Raw genomic sequence first — 18824 nt, 5'->3', positions numbered from 1 at the left:
CCATATTTTTTCAGATTTTTCCCACCATTTTTCGTTTAAGCGCCCTATATAAAAAACATAGCGCATGATTCATCACGAACCACATCAGTCACCCGTCACTTGCCCCGTTCAAATCCTTTATAAAAAACTTAATCCCCGAAAGGAGCTCCATATTATGCCATTTACTGACTATTTTGCTGCCCCATTCGAATCTGCCTCTGACGCTTTTGAAAGACTGATGTGGAAGTACGAACCGAAAATCAGAAAAACCGTACGCCAGAATACCGATCGCTACACGAACTATTTGTTCTGTGATGCAGATTACGAGGAAGCGCTGCAGATCGCGCGTAACGCCTTTTGGGAAGCCAATTTCAAATTCGATATCGCCAAGGTCACACCCGAAAAGAATCCAGAAAATGTGTTCATTGCGTTCGCAACTTCAACGATGAACGGACGTCTCTCCGATCATCTGCGCAAGCACTATAAAAACACGACTCGCGAATCCTATTGCATGGACAGCGATCGCAGCTACGACATTCCTGATGAAGCCACCGAACCGCTCAACATGCAAATGCTCCGGCTTCTCGAAGAGCATTTACCCAACCTCACCCCGCGTGAAGCGCTGTACCTCAAGCTCAGCCTGTTTCACGATTGGAGCACCCAACAAATCGCCGAAGCCGCCCACGTCTCCGAACACACCGTCCGCTCCTGGAAAAAGTGCCTGCGCAAAAAACTTCAGCCTTTAAAAGAAGAATTAAGAAAACGCAAATGATACTTAAAAAATCATCGACCGGATCAGCACACGCTACCGGTCGATTTTTTTGTGCTTCAAACACGCAAGCCATGACAATGATTCCACTTTAGATTGATCCACGTGGTTTCAGAAGCGGCACTTTACTGAATATTCACTTTGAAAGAACCATCTTATTGGACAAAATAAACCTTCGTCTCGGACAGAGAATTACCCTCTATGATGAAAGGTACACTAATTCTTGACCGTTAATGGGAAGTCCCCACGATGATGAATAAAAAACCAAAAACCACGCATAAATTGCGCAGTAATTGGATTTCGCATATTCATATGAATTTTCTTAATAGAGCAATCCACACAACATCTACTGTCCAACAGAACTAGTCGATTACTCTTTGAAAATTCCCTTTTCAAAAATGATGTGATCATCTATGATCACGTCCGGACAATTAAACACACAATCAATATGAACGCCAGCTTCGACTATTCCACCGAAAGTCAGGTTACTGCCGAAAGCAATATGCACGGTTTTGTATACTTTTTCGTCTTCGAGAACATTGCCGGTAATTCTGGCACTTTTATTTGTGCCAATGCCAAACTCGCCAACGGAGCGGCCTAGTTCGTTTCCAAGAAGTTCCAGTAGTTTATCGGCGTTTTCTCCTTCAGCCTCTACCAATCGTCCTTTTTCAACAGTAAGTATAATTGGAGATTTTATCTTCCCGATGCCAACAATAGATCCATCGATAAGTAGCTGTCCATTTGCAGTCCCTTCAACTGGAGCAATGAAAGCTTCACCAGAGGGAAGATTGCCCGATTCTCCAGGTTTCACGTAAACACCCGTACTTGAGATGCTCTCCCTCCCTTCAATGGAAAATGAAAACGTATAGCCATCTTTATTAATAGTCACTTTTCTTCCTTTATCGAGTACATCCTTAACTTGATAAGTCAACTTCTGAACCTCATCGTAATCGGCTGTAATAGCACCGTTTAGAAACATGTCCTTAGAGATACCTGGCATAGTGGCGATCCTAGTACCGGAAGCAACCGCCTCTTTTCGTGCTTTTGTATGGGTCAGAGAACATTCTGTGATGCAAACCACTGCGTCAGCGCTTTTCATCGCGGCAGCAATTGCAGCTGGAGGTTCCTCACCAGAGCGCTGACGATTTTTCATCAGTACAAGCATGGATTCCGCCCCTATTTTCTGGCCTGCCTCATAGATCAATCGTGCAAGCTCTTCCTTTGTTTCATCTGTTACAACAAGAAAGGATTCTTTTTCCTGCAATTGCAAACACTTTTCTAGGATATTTTGACAAACTTTAATCATTTGTTCGGTCATAACTCTTCATCTCTCGTTCTTTATTTATTTGATCATTCATTTAGATAAATACGGATATTACTTTCGCAATTAGTGCATTCGAAAGGATGGTAGGTTTATTGGTATCCTCGACAATCCATTGTCTCATTTCTTCAGTATAGCCCATACAGTCCATTAAAATGAGGTCGGTTTTTTCCTTGAGTTCTAATCCAGCTTTATGAAATGCTTCTCTATTCTTCACATAAGGTGAAGCGAACGAGAATATCGGTTCTAATCCTGCACAAGTAAACTTATCATCGAAATTGTTAATCTGTTCCTTCAAAGGAACAATGACCCCTAAACGTTTGTTACCAAGCATCAATTTAACAATTGGTGGAATTATATGATCCGGTTCGATAATCTGAGCAGTATTTGTTTTTAATTTTTTGAAAATACCGGTGCAAAGGAGCAATATATACTGCACCCCTTCACGTTCAAATTCATCAATCTTATTTTGTACAAATGGCTGTAGCTTCCTGCGGTCCATTGAGACATAGTTACCATCTTTCAATCGTGACGTTAACACATACCCACAAGATGGATCGGAAGGCGCCAAGTGTTCTTCAATGAAATCTTTTGTGAACTCGTCCAATGCTCCTTTTTGAATGAACATCTGTTCGGATAAGATTTCTTCTAGAATTGGTTGAACATCAGTGCGCGGAGATTGACCAATTGTCAGTATACCTAATACAGCCACCATCACTCAACTCCTTACCGAATTCCCCTGGGTTTGAAGGATTCTCATCGATCCATAGAGAGACTGAATCCTTTCAAATTCACTTTCATCATAGAATTTACAGGTGCCGTTTGTTGTTTCTTTGGCGACCTCAATAGCAAATGCAGCTGCAGTCGAAATGTCAAATTCATGACTTGCTCCTGTTCCACATCCTGGAACAATCGACTGAGCCGTAATGGCGACACCGACAACTGGGGCAACAGTGGCTACTGCTGGTTGTAAAATTGAATTCATATGGTACAGGCTATTGCCATATGGTGTGATGTCCTGATTTGTAATAGGAAAAGTAACTGGTAATTGTCCCGTTGTCATTTCTTGAATACGTAACAAATCTTCGCTTACACGAAGAATGTAGCCTTCCTTAACCGTTGGTGAGATCGCGATTCCCTTATGATTGACAATGCGGTTGCCTTTGGTTGTATCAATCGAGAGAATGACATCCATTTCCGATGAGACCTCATGTTCATTCATGGTTTGGATATCAATTGGCGAATCCATAAAATCCACCGGTTCATGTTTCAAGGTAGGCGCTGTCGGGCAAATATGTGTCGCTACAATCACATCGCCTTCAAGCTGATCACCTTTAAGCTGCATATCTGCTAATTTCATAGCCGCTGATAATGCAGCTACCGCCCCATCTCCGTCAGACACTAGTCCAATTCGTGTAGGGCGTGCACCGATGCCACCAAGTCTTCCTATAATGCCAAACGTAGGAGCGTTCCCAGATGCACGTTTTCCGGATTTCCCAGGAATAATAATTTTCACAAAATCTGTACTCCCTTTATCGCCTTGAACACTCTCGTAAGAAGCAGACACATTCGGATATTGATTAAAAAGTGCAACAACTTTTTCTCCGGTTATATGTAGATCATCTAATTTATCAATCACGCATAGGGTCTGTTTTAGTATCACAAGAATTCCTCCATTATTCAAATAATCTATATAAATCGGTCGAACGTTGTATCAGTGGTGCATGTTACGCTCATTTGAATGTCTATTTCTAAAATAAATATAGTAATCTAAGTTTATTTGGTATTGATCAATCAATTGATTAATCCTCTCAGCTGCTTTTTGTACTGCTTCTCCGATGATAAACTCATCATTTTCTTTCACTCGATAAATTGGCTTTGCTATGGTGAGTGAGCCAATCACCTTTCCGTTTAAGAATAGAGGAGACGCAACAGCAATGATATCCGGAGTAAATTGACCATGACTTGCAACCCAATGATTCTTTCGTACAAATGTTAATTTTTCCATTAATACATTCGTAGTTAGCGAAGAAGGCATGAGTAATTGGTCAAATGAACTTTTCTTAACACGGTTAATCACTTCATCTGGCAAATAAGCCAGCATAGACCAATAGGAAGCCCCTGCATATAACGGAGCTCGACCATCAAGTGCGATTGAAAAACCTACTTTGTTTTCAGGCGCAATAGAGTCCAAAGTGACACCTTGAAATCCATTTAAGCCAACTAAAAACACAGCCTCTCCCGTATCTTTCATTAAGTGACGCATGACTGGACGCAGGATCTCGACAACATCTTGGTTCTTGCTCGCAATTTCACTTAATTGAACTAGACGTATGCCTAATCTATATTGCTTGGTCAGCTCGTTTTTTGACAGGTATTCTCCTACTTCGAAGGAATCAAGAATTCGATACACGTTGACTTGGGGGATGTCTAGTTCCTCCGCCAGTTCACGTGCTGTCCAAGAGGGTCTGTCACTTGTAAACTTATTTAGGATCTCCATTGCCGTCTTCAACGTTTTTAACATGACCGCACCTCATTCGCTAGGATTCATAACATTATTTACCAAACCATTCCATCATTAATTTTAATCGTTTTATACGTAAGGATGGAATACCACTTCTTGATATTTCATGCGTTGAATTCGGAAAACGAATGAACTCTGCTTCTTTCCTGTCATATTTTAAAGCCGTGTACCATTGTTCAGCTTGCTCCATTGGGCAACGATAGTCCTGCTCACTTTGCATAATCAAAATGGGGGTTACAACATTATGAACATAAGCTAATGGAGATTTCTTCCATAATGTTTCAACATCATGGATATCTGCGTGCATTTCATCTTTGATAAAATGATAGCCGATATCACTCGTACCAAAGAGACTTACAAAGTTGGACATTGATCGTTGTGTGATCGCTCGCTTAAATCGATTGGTGTGAGAGACAATCCAGTTGGTCATGAACCCACCATAACTACCGCCTGTGACATACAGTGATGAATGGTCAATAAACGAGAAATGATCCAACACAAAATCTAAGCCATCCATCAGATCTCGATAGTCACCTTCTCCGTAATGTCCAGTAACCTGACTGACAAAAGTCTGTCCGTAACCAAAGCTCCCGCGTGGATTAAGGAGCAGCACAGCATAACCTGACGCAGCCATGACCTGAACTTCATGATAAAAAGTCGCAGCATGCATTGTATACGGACCACCATGTATATTCAAAACTAATGGATAGTTCCCGCCTTCTTCATAATCAATTGGATACACAAGAAAGCCACCTAAACTCTGTCCATCACGAGTTCGGCAATGAATCGGCTCATACTTTGCTGTTTCTCCTTGGCTTAATTGCGCTTGATTCATATGAGTAAGAGCAGCGCCTAATTGCTTCTTCCCGAGATTCAATGGATAGAGATCACTGGGCACGTCCGGTGCACTCAAACCAATAATCGCTTGATTAGCTATAGGACTTACTGTGAATTCAAAAATATGGGTTCTGAATTCAGTGACCTGTTCGAAATCACCATCAATCGTTGCTTGGTAAAGATCAACTCCCCCTTCAACACTTGCTGTAAAGTAGACGGACTTGCTGTCAAAGCCCCATTGAAGGCATGGTGTGGTGCGGTTCTGCTGAAAATCCCCAACAGCCCAATCTCCTAATTGCATATCCTGATTCGGCAATAAATCCACAAGTTCGTTATTAACTCGATTAAAAAGATACACGGTGAACTGATTTGGAGTTTCATAGCGTTTTGCGTTCCCAATCATTGCGATATAATTGCCATCTGGAGAAAATGTAGCTTCTCCAAAAACCCCTGTTTTGTACGGTTCTGTCACCCATTCTTGCTCACCAGTCTGGAGATCAATTAGCCAAACACCGGTATCCTGATTGAAAGGGTTCTCTTTTTCTATTTGTCTTTCACACAGAAGATATCGTCCATCAGGGGAAATATCCCCTAGCCTCTTAAGACCGTATCCAATTGAATAATCCGTGAGTATTTTAAATTTAGATTCCTTGATAGACTGAATACAAATCCTATCTTCTAAGTTCGGTTCAAAAAGTCCTTCAGCATTGGATTTATAATTCACTTTCGTGATCCGGAGCACATTGGGACGATCAGCAGAAGACACATCCGTTTCTATCTGTCCTTTTTTTGGTGACACATCAATTTTCGTACTGAAAAGTATATGTTCAGAATCCGGATGCCAGAAAAACTGTGAGATTCCGTGCTCAGTCTGCGTTACTTTTCTCGGCTTTCCATATGGCACAGATTGTACATACACCTGTTTCGACCCATCACGATCAGACAAATACATCAGCATGGTTCCATCCGGTGACCATAAAGGGGATGTATTTTGATCCCCACCTCGCGTCAAGCGCTTCTCGGTTTCTGTCTCCAAATCCCGATAAATAAGATCTGATTGGTAACAATCTGATTGTTCATCAAGAATTGTTGTAACATAAACTAATTTTTTACCATCTAATGAAATGGTCGGCGATGAAACCGACGCTAAGTGAAACAAATCGTTAATTTTAATCCTTTTACCGCTCATAGTAGAGGTTGATCCCTCCCATAATATGAAAGTCAATCCGTTTTAATCTTCGAGAAAATCTAGAGCAGCCAAAATGTATACGAGCGCACAATCCACAACATCCTGAACCTTAACGCGTTCATCAAAACCATGAATCGTTTCTGTTTCTGCCGGTCCGTATTGAAGGACCGGAATCCCATATTCTCTGAAATGGCGCGCGTCACTGCATGCCCATTGCAGAACTCCGTAGGCATTTTTCTTCTTCACATAGCTGATATTATCAACTACTGACTTGCAAATGGGATCCTGTGCAGATGTATAATTGGCATTACTGCGAAAACCAAAACGTTCAATACTATATTCAATACCTAGCGCATTTAATTTTGTTTTTACATACTCATATACTTCCTCCTGAGTCGTGCCAAATGGAAGACGACAATCAAATTTCACCTCACATTTATCAGCAACCACATTCGTACCCGTACCGCCTTTGATTGTACCGACATTGCAGGTGATTTTCTTCAATACCTTATCGTATCCATCCATTCCTTCGTCCTTAATAAACTTATTGGAAAGGTCAATTAATGGCAGAAGTTCTTCAGGTATATTGATCTCCAGATCAGTCACTGTTTGTATTTCTTTAATAGCCTGCATTGCATCAACAATGGCACTACGACCCGCAAACGGTGATAGACTTCCATGACCCGGCTTGCCGTAAATAGTAACTTTGAAACAGTATGAGCCCTTTTGACCAATAGTTGGATTCAATGGAGAAGCAGGCTCAGCAATTATGGACCCATCTGCATCCAAGTACCTATTTTTCAATAACCACGGAACACCATAGATATCGCCGCACTCTTCATCAGGAACCAGTGCAAGGATCAAATCTCCCGGAGGTGTAATCCGTTCTTGCTTCAGAAAAGCCAATGCAAAGATAATGCCCGCCACACCACCTTTCATGTCACTCGCACCGCGGCCTAATAAATATCCGTCTTTCACTACACCGGAAAATGGATCGAACGACCATTTCGAACGATCACCAACTGGCACCGTATCCGTATGGCCGCAAAGGATCATTTTCTTCTTTCCATTTCCTTTTAGTTCACTGATCAAATTGAATCGCTTAGGAGCAGCTTCGTAGATGGTCGTTTCTAATCCCGCTTTTTTCAAAAACTCATCAATAAAATTTGTAATCTCTGTAGAATCGCCCTCAGGATTTTCACTATTTATTTTTAACAGATTTGAACATAATTCGATTAATTCATCTTTTCGATCAAGTACCTTTTGAATCAATTGGTCCTTCTGTTCACCATTCATTAGTTAACAATCCTCCGTCCTTGTTGGTTAATCAAGAATACCTGTCTTTGTTTCATAAGGTGACTCTCTTGGGATCGCCTTCAGTAATTTCTTTGTATAGTCCTTTTTAGGATGATTATAGATTTCATTTGCACTTGCCAGTTCAATGAGGTTGCCGAAGTACATCACAGCAATACGATCGCAAAAATAACGCACCACATTCAAATCATGCGAAATGAAAATATAGGTTAAATCAAATTCTTCTTGCAGTTCATTTAGCAAATTGAGCACTTGAGCTTGAACCGACACATCCAGTGCTGATACAGCCTCATCACAAATAATTAATTTTGGCTTTAGCATTAGAGCTCTAGCAATGTTGATGCGCTGTCTTTGCCCACCAGAAAATTCATGAGGATAGCGCTCCGCATGCTCCGGCTTAAGGCCAACTCGAACCAGCATCTCTAAAGCTTTTTGCTCGCGTTCTCTTCTTGTTCCGACATGGTGAATATCGAGCGGTTCCATCAATAAATTGAGAATCTGATTCTTAGGATCAAGTGTTGCATACGGATTTTGAAAGACCATTTGAATATCTTTTCTTGCCATTCGAAGTTGTTTTTTATTTAATGAAGCCAGATCCTGCCCTGAATAAATAACCTCACCGGATGTCGGGCGAATGAGTTGCGTAATCAATCGCGCCAGTGTTGATTTTCCACATCCGGATTCACCGACAATTCCCAGCGATTCCCCCTTGAATACATCTAAACTCACATGATTGACCGCTTTGTTGTAACTATTTTTTTTGAAAAATAAATTATTAGATGGAAGTTTAAACGCTTTGGTTAAATCATGTATCTGCAAGAGTTTCTCATCCAATTCTGATCATCCCTCTTTTCTGGATAAGCTTTCGCTCTTTGTTTGAAAATGACAAGCTACTTTATGTCCATCAACTTTTTCAACCAACTCTGGCTTCTCCGTGAAGCAGATGTCTTGAGCATACGGACATCGCTCCGCAAACGGACAGCCTTTTATTGGTTGGCTTAGATCAGGAGGATTTCCAGGAATCACATGTAACGGTTTCTTAGTATTCGTTTTTCTTATAATTTGGGAATCAAACAATCCCCAAGTATACGGATGATAGGGATGATCATATAGTTCTTTTACACTTGCTTCTTCCAGCGCTTGCCCTGCATACATTACGATGACCTTATCGCACATTTCCCAGACAACACCAAGGTCATGAGTAATTAAGATAATCGATGCGTTAAATTTCAGCTGCAGCTGCTTCATTAGCTTCATAATCTGTGATTGGACCGTAACATCCAATGCGGTTGTGGGTTCATCAGCAATAAGTAATGATGGGTTCCCGGCAAGCGCAATGGCAATCATCACTCGTTGTCTCATGCCCCCTGAGAATTGATGAGGATACATGTTCAGACGTTTTTCTGCCTCATGAATACCGACCACTTGAAGCAGTTCAACAGCTTGTCGAATTGCGTCTTTTTTACTGATCTTCTTATGCAGACGAATGGCTTCAACGAGTTGATTACCCACGGTGTAAGCCGGATTCAAGCTTGTCATTGGATCTTGAAAAATCATTGAGATTTCGTTGCCCCGAATCTTTCGCATATCCTTTTCTTTGTACTTAACGAGATCATGGCCTTTATAAAGAATTTCTCCCATGATCTCTCCTGGGGGAGAAGGAATTAGTTTCAGGATCGACGCAGCGGTGACACTCTTCCCTGAACCCGATTCTCCAACAATGCCAATAACCTCGCCTTTATTTAAATGGAAGCTGATCCCATTCACTGCATGGATTGTTTTCTTATTTGTATGAAATTCAACCTTTAGGTCTTTAATCGTTAATAGTGATGTTAATTGACTCACTAAAATCAACTCCTCTCCGCCTAGATTCTTGTTTTCGGATCAAGAGCATCCCTTAGACCGTCACCAAATACGTTGAAACCGAGTACGGAAAGGAAAATGGCCAATCCAGAAAACAAACAAATATGCGGGGATACTTGGAGATAGTCCCGCCCCTCCTGAAGAATGTTTCCCCATGAAGGATCTGGAGGCTGAATACCAAGTCCCAGAAAGCTTAATGCTGCTTCTGAGATGATTGCTCCGGCAATACCCATTGTCCCGTATACAATGATTGGACCAGAGCAATTAGGTAAAATATGCTTAAACAGAAGATTAAAGTCCCTGGCCCCCAATGAGCAGGTCACTTCAATAAATTCTTCTTGCTTCACTGCTAGTACCTGTCCTCTAACAATTCGAGAAAATGTAGGCACATTCGCAAGTCCGATAGCCAAAATAACATTTTCCAAACCTGTGCCTAATGCAGTCATCAACACAATTGCTAGTAAAATAAATGGAAATGCATACATTCCATCCATAATTCTCATGATCACAGAGTCAACAATCCCGCCATAGAAACCGGAAATGAGTCCCAAAAAAATGCCAATGGCACCCCCCACTACAACCGAACCGACACCAACAAATAATGAAACACGCGCACCATACACAATTCTGCTGAATAGGTCTCGCCCATAATTATCCGTTCCCAATAAATGTCCGCCCTCACCTGGGCCTAGGAGCGCATCATTTACATTCATTTTCGTAGGATCAATATGGACAATGAGCGGTGCAAAGAGAGCAATCAGTGAAAACAACAACACAATGATCAATCCAACCACAGCTAACTTATTGTTAAAGAGTCGCTTCAAAAAGAGATTCTCCTGTCTTTTTTTTCGCAGGCCCTTCGTTAAAACTCGTTCTTTAGGAGAAATCATCTCATTCTCCTCCTTTTTGATCATAGCTGATCTTAGGGTTAACAACTTTATAGAGAACATCGACGATTAAATTAATTAGTACATAAAGTACTGCTAAAAAAATGACGCTTCCTTGAACCACAATGTAATCTCTTTTATTAATGGCTTCGACCACAAGCTGCCCCATACCCGGCCAACTGAAAATCGTTTCCGTTAGTACTGCACCGCCAAGCAGTGAAGATATTTCCATGCCTGCAACGGTTAAAATTGGCGTTAATGCATTTTTAAATCCATGTTTCATAGTGACAAAAAATCTTGAAACACCTTTTGCCTTCGCGGCTGTAATATAATCTTGATTCATTACTTCCAACATACTTGCTCGTGTGATTCGTGAGAAGTTAGCCATTGGAATGGTTGAGAGTGTGATACTAGGCAAAATTAAGTGAGCGATGAACGACCACATGCTTTCTCCAGCCTCTCCCATTCCGGTTGCAGGTAGCCAGCCAAGTGTCACACTAAACAAAAGAACCAACATTAATCCTAGCCAAAAAACAGGAATAGAGATCCCAAATAAAGATGTTACGGTGAACGCATAGTCCAGCAAAGAACCTTTTCGCGTCGCCGCAATGACACCTGCCGGAATACTGATCAAGAGTGCAAAAGCAAAGGCACAGATTGTCAGGATCAAGGTGTTGGGAAAACGTTCAATAATTAACGTTAAAACAGACTGTTTGTATGCAAAGGATTCACCAAGATCAAGGTGAATCAAACCGTTTAAGTAGTGGATAAATTGAACAATCATAGAATCGTTCAAACCCAATTGCTCTTTTAAACGATGGATATCTGAAGCACTCGCCTGAGGCCCTAACATGACACTGGCAGGATCGCCAGGTATGATTCTGGTAATGACAAACACAATAACTGCCACGATTAACAGTGTTGGAATTAAATTAATTAGTCGCTTAATGATAAATTTAAGCATAGAAATGCAATCCTCCCCAGACATCTGATCATGGGTTTATTGAACGACAACCAACAAGTACTTATATAATTTTTGTGCTGATACAGACATACACGTACCGGCACAGGATGAATCGTTAATTATTTGCTTAACCAAGCATTGACTTGATCGTTGGCAACAGAAATTGAGCCATCCGGACTGATTTCGAATCCATGAACTTTTTTGCTCGTTCCATATACAACATTTTGATCAAACAGATTCACATGAGGAATATCATGGTTAATGATTTCTAGTGCTTGACCGTAGATTTCTTTTCGTTTCGTTTGATCAGTTGTTTCTGATGTCGCCTTTGTAAGCAGAGCATCAAGTTTTTTATTTGAGTAGCTACCGCCGTTGCCAAGTGCACCAATTTGTTTGGAGTGAAACATCTGATAAAGGAAGAAGTCTGGGTCCGGGTACCAAGACCAACTCATGATGTACATTGGCGCTTTCGCTTTAGATGCCGTATCGCTGAATGTTCCCCATTCGACAGACTTGATATTGACCTTAACCCCGATCTTTTTCATTTGTGATTGAAAAATTGTCGCAATTGGAACTCGAGCCGGTACAACATAGACGTCAGTAGTGAAACCATTTGGATAACCAGCTTCTTTAAGCAAACTTTTTGCTTTTGCTATATCCATCTTTTCCTTATTTTGATCAGCTAGTTTCTGATCGTATCCCCATGAAGCGCGTGGAAGTGGCAGATCCGCAACACTCGCGCCACCGTATTTAAACGAACCTTTCAATAATTCATCCTTATCCATCGCGAGCTTTATAGCCTGGCGTACTTTCAAATCTTTCGTTGGACCACTCTTGAAATTAAAGGAGAGATAAGAAACTTGCAGCCCTTGATTGGATACAAAATTCAAATTCTTGTTCTTCTTCACTGTCAAAATACTTGCACCTTGTAAGTTCGTTGCTACATCAATATCACCGGATGCTAGAGAATTCGACATCGTATTTGGATCACCGATAATCGAGAATTTTACAGCATCCAAATGCGGTTTCGGTCCCCAATAATTTGTATTACGCTTTACGAGAACGTAGGAATCAGCTGACCACTTTTCAAATGTGAATGCGCCTGTCCCAACTGGGTGCATGCCAAATTTATCTCCCCAGCCTTTAACTTCTTCCTTCGGCACAATGGCATTACCCATATCCGTCAACATCGCAAGAAATGCTGCATAAGGGGTTTCCAATTGAATTTCAAGTTTATGATCGTTAATCACATTAATTTTCTTAATATCACGAATACGATTCATCGCTGACTTATTTAATGACCGTTCAAGAGAATATTTCACGTCAGAAGCAGTCATTGCTCTACCATCTTGATATTTTCCTTTTTGAAAATGAACATCAGTCCGCAAATAAAACGTATACGTTTTATTATCCTTCGAGACTGACCAGCTTTTTGCTAGAGAAGGAATAATTTTCGAGTTGTCTTGGTTATATTTCACCAATGTATCAAAAATACTTCTCATTACATTTGATTCATATGTAGACGTATAACCGATTGGGTCAAGCGAAGCAATATTGGATGACAAACCAATTTTCAACGTCCCACCATCAGTAGCCTTACCTGTATCTGAAGAAGTTGTTGATTTACCACCACAAGCTGTGAGCACCAGCAAGCAGGTAACAATCAATAGTGCAAAAACTTTCTTCATGAATTCTACCCCATTTCATAATATGAATTTTTATTTCACAATATATTATCTTAATGAATAATATACTACCGTTAATAAATTTAATCAATTCTTTTTTATGATTTTATTCTCTATTGGAGTAATTTTCTGACTTATGTTGTTTCTCAATACTACCGCATTAAAACATAGAAAAAAGCACCTAAACTAATAGTTTAGATGCTTTAGCAATTTAGTAATCTCACGAATCAGTTTTCTCTTGATTCCTAGTTTAATCCCGCGTAGGAATCATTATTTTATCACGCAAAAAAGACTATCTCAGTGTTTTTTTCAAACTGAGACTAAAAAGATAAGGCTAATGCGCTTAAGACGGTGGGTTTAGACACCGCTTTTTTAGGGGAATCTAGAGCGAAAACCATTCACTATATGGTTTACTATAATAATTATCGCTATCAGTAAAATTAAAAAAAGATGACTCCCATTCAGTATAGGAATCATCTTCTAGTCGCTTAATCTCTTTTTTTAATGTGTCCTTGACATAGGTACTCGTTTAATACAGATAAATCATAAATGATGAAGATCCTTCAATTTCCCGTCAACTGCAGCGTGTGTGACGTTCAGTTCGTTATCAAGCACGACAAAATCCGCACATTTTCCTTCTGCAATACTGCCGATTCGGTCTTGAACGCCCATACTGATCGCTGGTGACATTGAACCTAGTTTCCAAGCCTCGAATAAATCGATATTCGCCCATTGAGCAATATTTTTCACACCATCGATCAGTTTCAGTACACTTCCAGCAAGTGATCCGTTATGCTCCGTACGTGCGACGCCGTCTTTGACGATAACTGGGAATTCACCCAAGTTGTAGTGGCCCTCAGGTAATAGGCCGGCCTTCATGCAATCCGTGATCAGCACCAAGTGGTCCTTCTTAATCTTATGCGTTAAATTCACCATGTCGGCACACACATGATAGCCGTCGCAAATTAACTCCGCAAAGGTTTGCTCATTGAGCAGGCAAGCACCTGCCGTACCCGGGTCGCGATGATGAAGCCCCTTCATTCCATTAAATAGATGTACGAAAATTGTAGCACCTGCGTGAATGGCCTCGTTCGCCGTATCAAAGTCCGCATTTGTATGGCCAAGAGCCACTTTCACATTTTCTTTAGATACCGCTTTAATAAAATTTATCGCCTGAGCTCTTTCAGATGCGAGTGCAATTTTTACCACATGATTTCCACTTGCTTGCTGCAACGCATGAAAATCATCCAGACTTGGATCTGTGAAATATTTTGGATTCTGCGCGCCTTTATGCTCTGGTGTAAAATAAGGACCCTCCAGATAAATTCCTTCTGGTTTGGCACCATTTAGGCCACTCTCAATAGCAACTCTCAATTTTTTCACTACACGTGTCAGTTCTTCAACGGAAGAAGTCAACGTTGTTGGTAGAAAGCGAGTAACCCCAACGCCGAGCAGTGCCTCGGAGATCACCTGAAAGCTGGTTTGTGTTCCATCCATGACATCGGCACCATTCACGCCATGAATATGCGTATCGAAAAGTCCCGGAGCAATGATTGAATCACCAAAATCAATTACTTCAGCTTCTGGTTGCGGAGTCTCGATCAACTGCCCAAACCTTCCGTCAATAACCTCCAGATAGTTTTTCTCTTCTTCTTGTCGGTTCTCCAACAAAAAGGCCCTTGCCTTAATCAAATAATACATGGTTAAATACCTTCTTCAGATGATTCAGATCGATTTTGAATTTTTTCCTCTGAATAACGATAGTAATCAATGAATTGTTTACCTTCTTGAAGGGAAAGAGATAAGGTTTCTTCTAACACTTTCCCTGTATTAATTGCTGCTGCTAGAATCATCGAAAGGTTTGTTCCACCTACAACTCTTGCTTTTACACCTGTTTCCTTTATAACGACAACCGCGGTCTGAAAAGGAGTAGCGCCTAATAAATCAGTAAAGATGATAAATCCTGATCCATCGTTGAGGCGTTCTATTGTTTCAGCAAGATCCTTTTTTAACTTCTCAGGACCGTTTACAAAGTCAACCGCTTCAATCTTAGCGGACCTTCCGATAATGAGTTGAGCTGCGGAAAGCATGCCACTAGCAAAATTACCGTGTCCGCTTATCAAAATCTGAGCCATGTTTCTAACCTTCAATCTTATGTCTTATAGAATCCCACTTACTGAGCCAAGTAATCCAACAGCCACGGTGATGACAATCAGCCATATTGGCGACCAGCCCTTCTTAAGAAGCCAGTACATCAATAGTGTGTATGCGAGCGGAATCATAGCTGGCATAATCTTATCGAGGATACCTTCCTGAACCTTAATGCTCGCTTTACCCATTGACCAGACATACGCAATTTTAAAGTTAACGAAGGCTGCGATCAAACCGCCTACAACTGTCAATCCGACGATGGAAGCGCCACGTGAGATATATTTCATTCCTGCTTTTAACTTAGTAACAGCTTTTACGCCAGTGTTATAGCCAACATGAATCAACCCAAATACAACGCCAAGATGAATAATGTTGAAAGTCAAGAGGAAGATAATTGGCCCGGCTATATTTCCTTGTACCGCCAATGATGCACCAATTCCAGCTGTTATTGGGAGTAAGGTCAGGAAAAATAGAGCATCGCCGATACCACCTAACGGACCCATGAGTGCAATTTTGATTGCACGAATAGCGTCACGGTTCATCTTTTTCTCTTCCATTGCGAGTACCACACCCATAATAAACGTAACAAGAAATGGATGAGTATTGAAAAATTCCGTGTGGTCCTGGAGTGAACGCTTAAAGTCATGCTCATTTTTATGAAATTTCCGTAAACCAGGCAAAATAGAATAAAGCCAGCCTGCCCCCTGCATGCGCTCATAATTAAAGGATGCCTGTATCATTAACGAACGAACAGCCAATTTATTTAATTCCTTCTTGGTCAGTGAAGATGATGGTTTCTGGTCTTCAAAAGTAAAGGCTTCATTAGATGCCATCAGACAGTTCATCTCCATTCGTTTGCATTTTGCTTGATCCACTTGTCTTATTTTTTTGAATATTATAGTCATACAAAGCGATTGCTAAGCCAATTAAAGCAATTGCTAGAGTAGTCATATTTAAATAAGCAACCAAGACAAAACCGACGATAAAAAACATGATATATTCTTTCTTCAACATGATTTTTAGAAGAATGGCAAACCCGATCGCCGGCATGATCCCTCCGGCAACTGAAAGTCCAGAAAGGATCCATTGCGGAAGTGCTGAAATAATATGGCTTGCTGCGTTTGCACCAAAATAGATTGGCAGGAATGCAACGACTGCAGATACGAGAAAATAATTTGTAGCCCCAAGGTAATTAATTCTTTCAATACCCTTGTAGTCTCCCTTGCTTGCATAAGCATCTACTTTTTGCATCATTGGAGAAAATACGGTAAAAAGAAGTGTTACTAAGCCTTGAACCGCGATAGCAAACGGAATGGCAATCCCAACAGCCGTTTTTGGATCTTGTTTCGTAAGAATCGCAAACGCAGTACCGATGATGCCGCCAATAACGACATTTGGCGGTTGCGCGCCAGCCAGAGGAACCATGCCCATCCAGATTAATTCTAGGGTTCCTCCGGTTATGAGTCCGGTTGTAAAATCGCCCATAATTAGTCCAACAATGCCGCCGAGTACGATCGGACGATGAAAATGAAGTTGCCCAACATAAAGATCAATTCCTGCTAATCCTGCAAGTAACGCAATTAATAATGCTTGCACTAGCATATGGTTCCCCCCTCTTTTTTTAAATCAGTTCCATAATGTTTTTGGCATGTTCACCAGGAACACCTTGAATTTCACAGGTCACACCTAATTCATTCAGTTTATGGAAGGCTGCTATATCCTCATCATCTACTGAAACAGTAGACGTGATTTGATTTTTACCTTCTTCAAAATGCATGTTGCCAACATTAACATAGCTAATGGGAACACCGCCCTGCTTTAAAACAAGCACATCCTCAGGTGTTTTCAGCACGAGAAATATTTTCTGGCGCGGTGAGGCTTTTGAGATAATATCAATGGTCTTTTGCAATGTAAAGTATCTCATGCCAACCGTATCAGAGACGACCATATCCATTAAACTTTGGCGGACTTCATCATGAGCTACTTCATCGTTAGCAACAATTAATAAATTTGCACCAAGATAATTTACCCATGTCACGCCAACTTGTCCATGAACAAGTCGGTTATCAATACGTGTTAGTAAAATATTAGGCGTACCCATGTTCTTTCCTCCCTAGGCTTAGTTGTTTCGTGTATGAATCTTAACCCCTTTGACAACACGATTCACTTTGCCATCCGGACTTGGGTTATCCGGTGTAATACCAAGCTCAAGCGAATGATGCAATGCAAACATTTGCGCAAAGAGTATAAAAATCAAGCTGCGTAAGAGTTCACTGTCATAGGATTTCGGATCAAAGTTAATCTGTACATCAGCGGAAGTATAGAGTGTTGATTCCTTTTCTGCACACAGTACAATTAGGTGACTTGCCAACGGTTCGGCAGCAACTTCTTGAACAATATCAATATCATAAGCTCTTGTGTATTCTTCGGAGGAACCAAATACAATAATCAGTGTGCGGTCGGTCTGAAGTGACTTGGGCCCATGGCGAAATCCCATTGAACTCTCAAAGTACGTATCAAGCTTACCGGCATTTAATTCGAGACATTTCAAAGCAGCCTCATGTGTCAATTTCCCCAATGCAGACGAACCTAAATAAATGACACGTTCAAACGGGTATTTCCCAATTTCCGGTATTTTTGTTTCGCTTTGTTTCATAAAGGCTTCGGCCACTTCCACTAACGCTTGATGTGCCGCTTCATTTTTAAGGCTCTCAGGCACAAAAAGCAAATAGGCCGCATAGAGCATACCGGTAAAACTGCTTGTCATCGCAAAACCACGATCATTCGATTCTTCCGGCAAAGTAATTAACAAATGAGTTTTATCATCTGTCATTCTTTTCGCCAATGCTCCTGAAGCATTACAGGTAATTGTGATTAAGTAGCAATGATCAATGATCTTTTCTGCAAGTTCAACAGCTGCTACACTTTCCGGACTGTTTCCGGATCTTGCAAAAGACACGATAATCGTTGGCTCTTCTTTATTAAGATAGGCTAGAGGATCACAAACAATATCCGTTGTTGCAATCGATTCAAAGTTGAGTTCATATCTTGATGAATATTTTCTGACAATCGGAGTCAGTGTATCACCAACATAAGCCGAGGTGCCTGCGCCAACGAAGAGTACACGAGCCGATCCATGTTTTTGCTTAACCGCATCAAGAAAATCTTGTATTTTCTGATTTTTTTGTTTCAGGTAATCGAATATTTTGTTCCAAACCTTTGGTTGCTGCAGAATTTCATGTACAGTACATGTTGCTTTTTTTTCTCTAAGATTCTCTTCTGTGTAATTAAACATAAGACTCTCCTTTTCAAATAAGTGGTAATGTCGTCATAACCAGTTA

The 18824-nt window shown here is 40.9% G+C and carries 18 protein-coding genes; 1 reads left to right on the top strand and 17 read right to left on the bottom strand.

Annotated elements, in window-relative coordinates:
- Window positions 1–154 precede the first annotated feature (154 nt).
- Window positions 155–751 (top strand): sigma-70 family RNA polymerase sigma factor, encoded by a 597-nt coding sequence (locus K7399_RS00180; protein WP_164875463.1) that lies wholly within the window; start codon window positions 155–157, stop codon window positions 749–751.
- A 367-nt stretch (window positions 752–1118) separates the two neighbouring features.
- On the opposite strand, the gene K7399_RS00175 is transcribed toward K7399_RS00180, so the two are convergent.
- The 17 genes from K7399_RS00175 to K7399_RS00095 all read right to left on the bottom strand — a co-directional run bounded on the left by K7399_RS00175 (window position 1119) and on the right by K7399_RS00095 (window position 18778).
- Window positions 1119–2066, bottom strand: a complete 948-nt coding sequence (locus K7399_RS00175) for an aminopeptidase (protein ID WP_128166138.1) — start codon at window positions 2064–2066, stop codon at window positions 1119–1121.
- Between the two features lie 40 nt (window positions 2067–2106).
- Window positions 2107–2784 (bottom strand): AroM family protein, encoded by a 678-nt coding sequence (locus K7399_RS00170; protein WP_128166136.1) that lies wholly within the window; start codon window positions 2782–2784, stop codon window positions 2107–2109.
- A gap of 3 nt (window positions 2785–2787) precedes the next feature.
- Window positions 2788–3732, bottom strand: coding sequence for a DUF1177 domain-containing protein (locus K7399_RS00165; protein ID WP_128166134.1), 945 nt, complete (start codon window positions 3730–3732; stop codon window positions 2788–2790).
- Between the two features lie 51 nt (window positions 3733–3783).
- Complete coding sequence (locus tag K7399_RS00160) at window positions 3784–4593, bottom strand: IclR family transcriptional regulator (RefSeq protein ID WP_128166132.1); 810 nt, start codon at window positions 4591–4593, stop codon at window positions 3784–3786.
- A 31-nt stretch (window positions 4594–4624) separates the two neighbouring features.
- A complete protein-coding gene (locus K7399_RS00155; protein ID WP_128166130.1) occupies window positions 4625–6619 on the bottom strand; it encodes a S9 family peptidase in 1995 nt (664 codons plus the stop codon).
- 42 nt (window positions 6620–6661) lie between these two features.
- Window positions 6662–7915 carry a M20 family metallopeptidase gene (locus K7399_RS00150; RefSeq protein WP_128166128.1) on the bottom strand — a complete coding sequence of 418 codons (1254 nt, stop codon included), beginning with the start codon at window positions 7913–7915 and terminating at the stop codon, window positions 6662–6664.
- Window positions 7916–7942: 27 nt separating this feature from the next.
- Complete coding sequence (locus tag K7399_RS00145; RefSeq protein ID WP_128166126.1) at window positions 7943–8767, bottom strand: ABC transporter ATP-binding protein; 825 nt, start codon at window positions 8765–8767, stop codon at window positions 7943–7945.
- Window positions 8768–8773: 6 nt separating this feature from the next.
- Entirely contained in the window at window positions 8774–9778 is a 1005-nt protein-coding gene (locus K7399_RS00140; RefSeq protein WP_223362438.1) for an ABC transporter ATP-binding protein, read from the bottom strand.
- Between the two features lie 20 nt (window positions 9779–9798).
- The gene (locus K7399_RS00135; protein WP_128166124.1) at window positions 9799–10686 is read right to left on the bottom strand and encodes an ABC transporter permease; all 888 of its coding nucleotides are present in this window, start codon (window positions 10684–10686) and stop codon (window positions 9799–9801) included.
- A 1-nt stretch (window position 10687) separates the two neighbouring features.
- The gene (locus K7399_RS00130; protein ID WP_128166122.1) at window positions 10688–11647 is read right to left on the bottom strand and encodes an ABC transporter permease; all 960 of its coding nucleotides are present in this window, start codon (window positions 11645–11647) and stop codon (window positions 10688–10690) included.
- 119 nt (window positions 11648–11766) lie between these two features.
- A complete protein-coding gene (locus tag K7399_RS00125; RefSeq protein WP_128166120.1) occupies window positions 11767–13335 on the bottom strand; it encodes an ABC transporter substrate-binding protein in 1569 nt (522 codons plus the stop codon).
- A 540-nt stretch (window positions 13336–13875) separates the two neighbouring features.
- Entirely contained in the window at window positions 13876–15033 is a 1158-nt protein-coding gene (nagA, locus tag K7399_RS00120) for an N-acetylglucosamine-6-phosphate deacetylase (RefSeq protein ID WP_128166118.1), read from the bottom strand.
- Window positions 15034–15035: 2 nt separating this feature from the next.
- Complete coding sequence (locus tag K7399_RS00115; RefSeq protein ID WP_128166116.1) at window positions 15036–15467, bottom strand: PTS sugar transporter subunit IIA; 432 nt, start codon at window positions 15465–15467, stop codon at window positions 15036–15038.
- Window positions 15468–15491: 24 nt separating this feature from the next.
- Window positions 15492–16316: a PTS system mannose/fructose/sorbose family transporter subunit IID gene (locus K7399_RS00110; RefSeq protein WP_128166114.1), complete on the bottom strand. Its 825-nt coding sequence runs from the start codon at window positions 16314–16316 to the stop codon at window positions 15492–15494.
- Window positions 16306–17085 (bottom strand): PTS N-acetylgalactosamine transporter subunit IIC, encoded by a 780-nt coding sequence (agaW, locus tag K7399_RS00105; RefSeq protein ID WP_128166112.1) that lies wholly within the window; start codon window positions 17083–17085, stop codon window positions 16306–16308. The genes K7399_RS00110 and agaW overlap by 11 nt, the downstream gene beginning before the upstream one ends.
- A 19-nt stretch (window positions 17086–17104) precedes the next feature.
- On the bottom strand, window positions 17105–17584 hold the full coding sequence (agaV, locus tag K7399_RS00100; protein WP_128166110.1) for a PTS N-acetylgalactosamine transporter subunit IIB: 480 nt from the start codon (window positions 17582–17584) through the stop codon (window positions 17105–17107).
- 18 nt (window positions 17585–17602) lie between these two features.
- Window positions 17603–18778, bottom strand: coding sequence for an SIS domain-containing protein (locus tag K7399_RS00095; RefSeq protein WP_128166108.1), 1176 nt, complete (start codon window positions 18776–18778; stop codon window positions 17603–17605).
- Between the last annotated feature and the right edge of the window lie 46 nt (window positions 18779–18824).

Origin of the sequence: Sporolactobacillus terrae (assembly GCF_019930545.1) — a bacterium.
Taxonomy (GTDB): domain Bacteria; phylum Bacillota; class Bacilli; order Bacillales; family Sporolactobacillaceae; genus Sporolactobacillus; species Sporolactobacillus terrae.
Note: the sequence above shows the minus strand (reverse complement) of the source record. Positions and strands in the feature narration are given on the sequence as shown.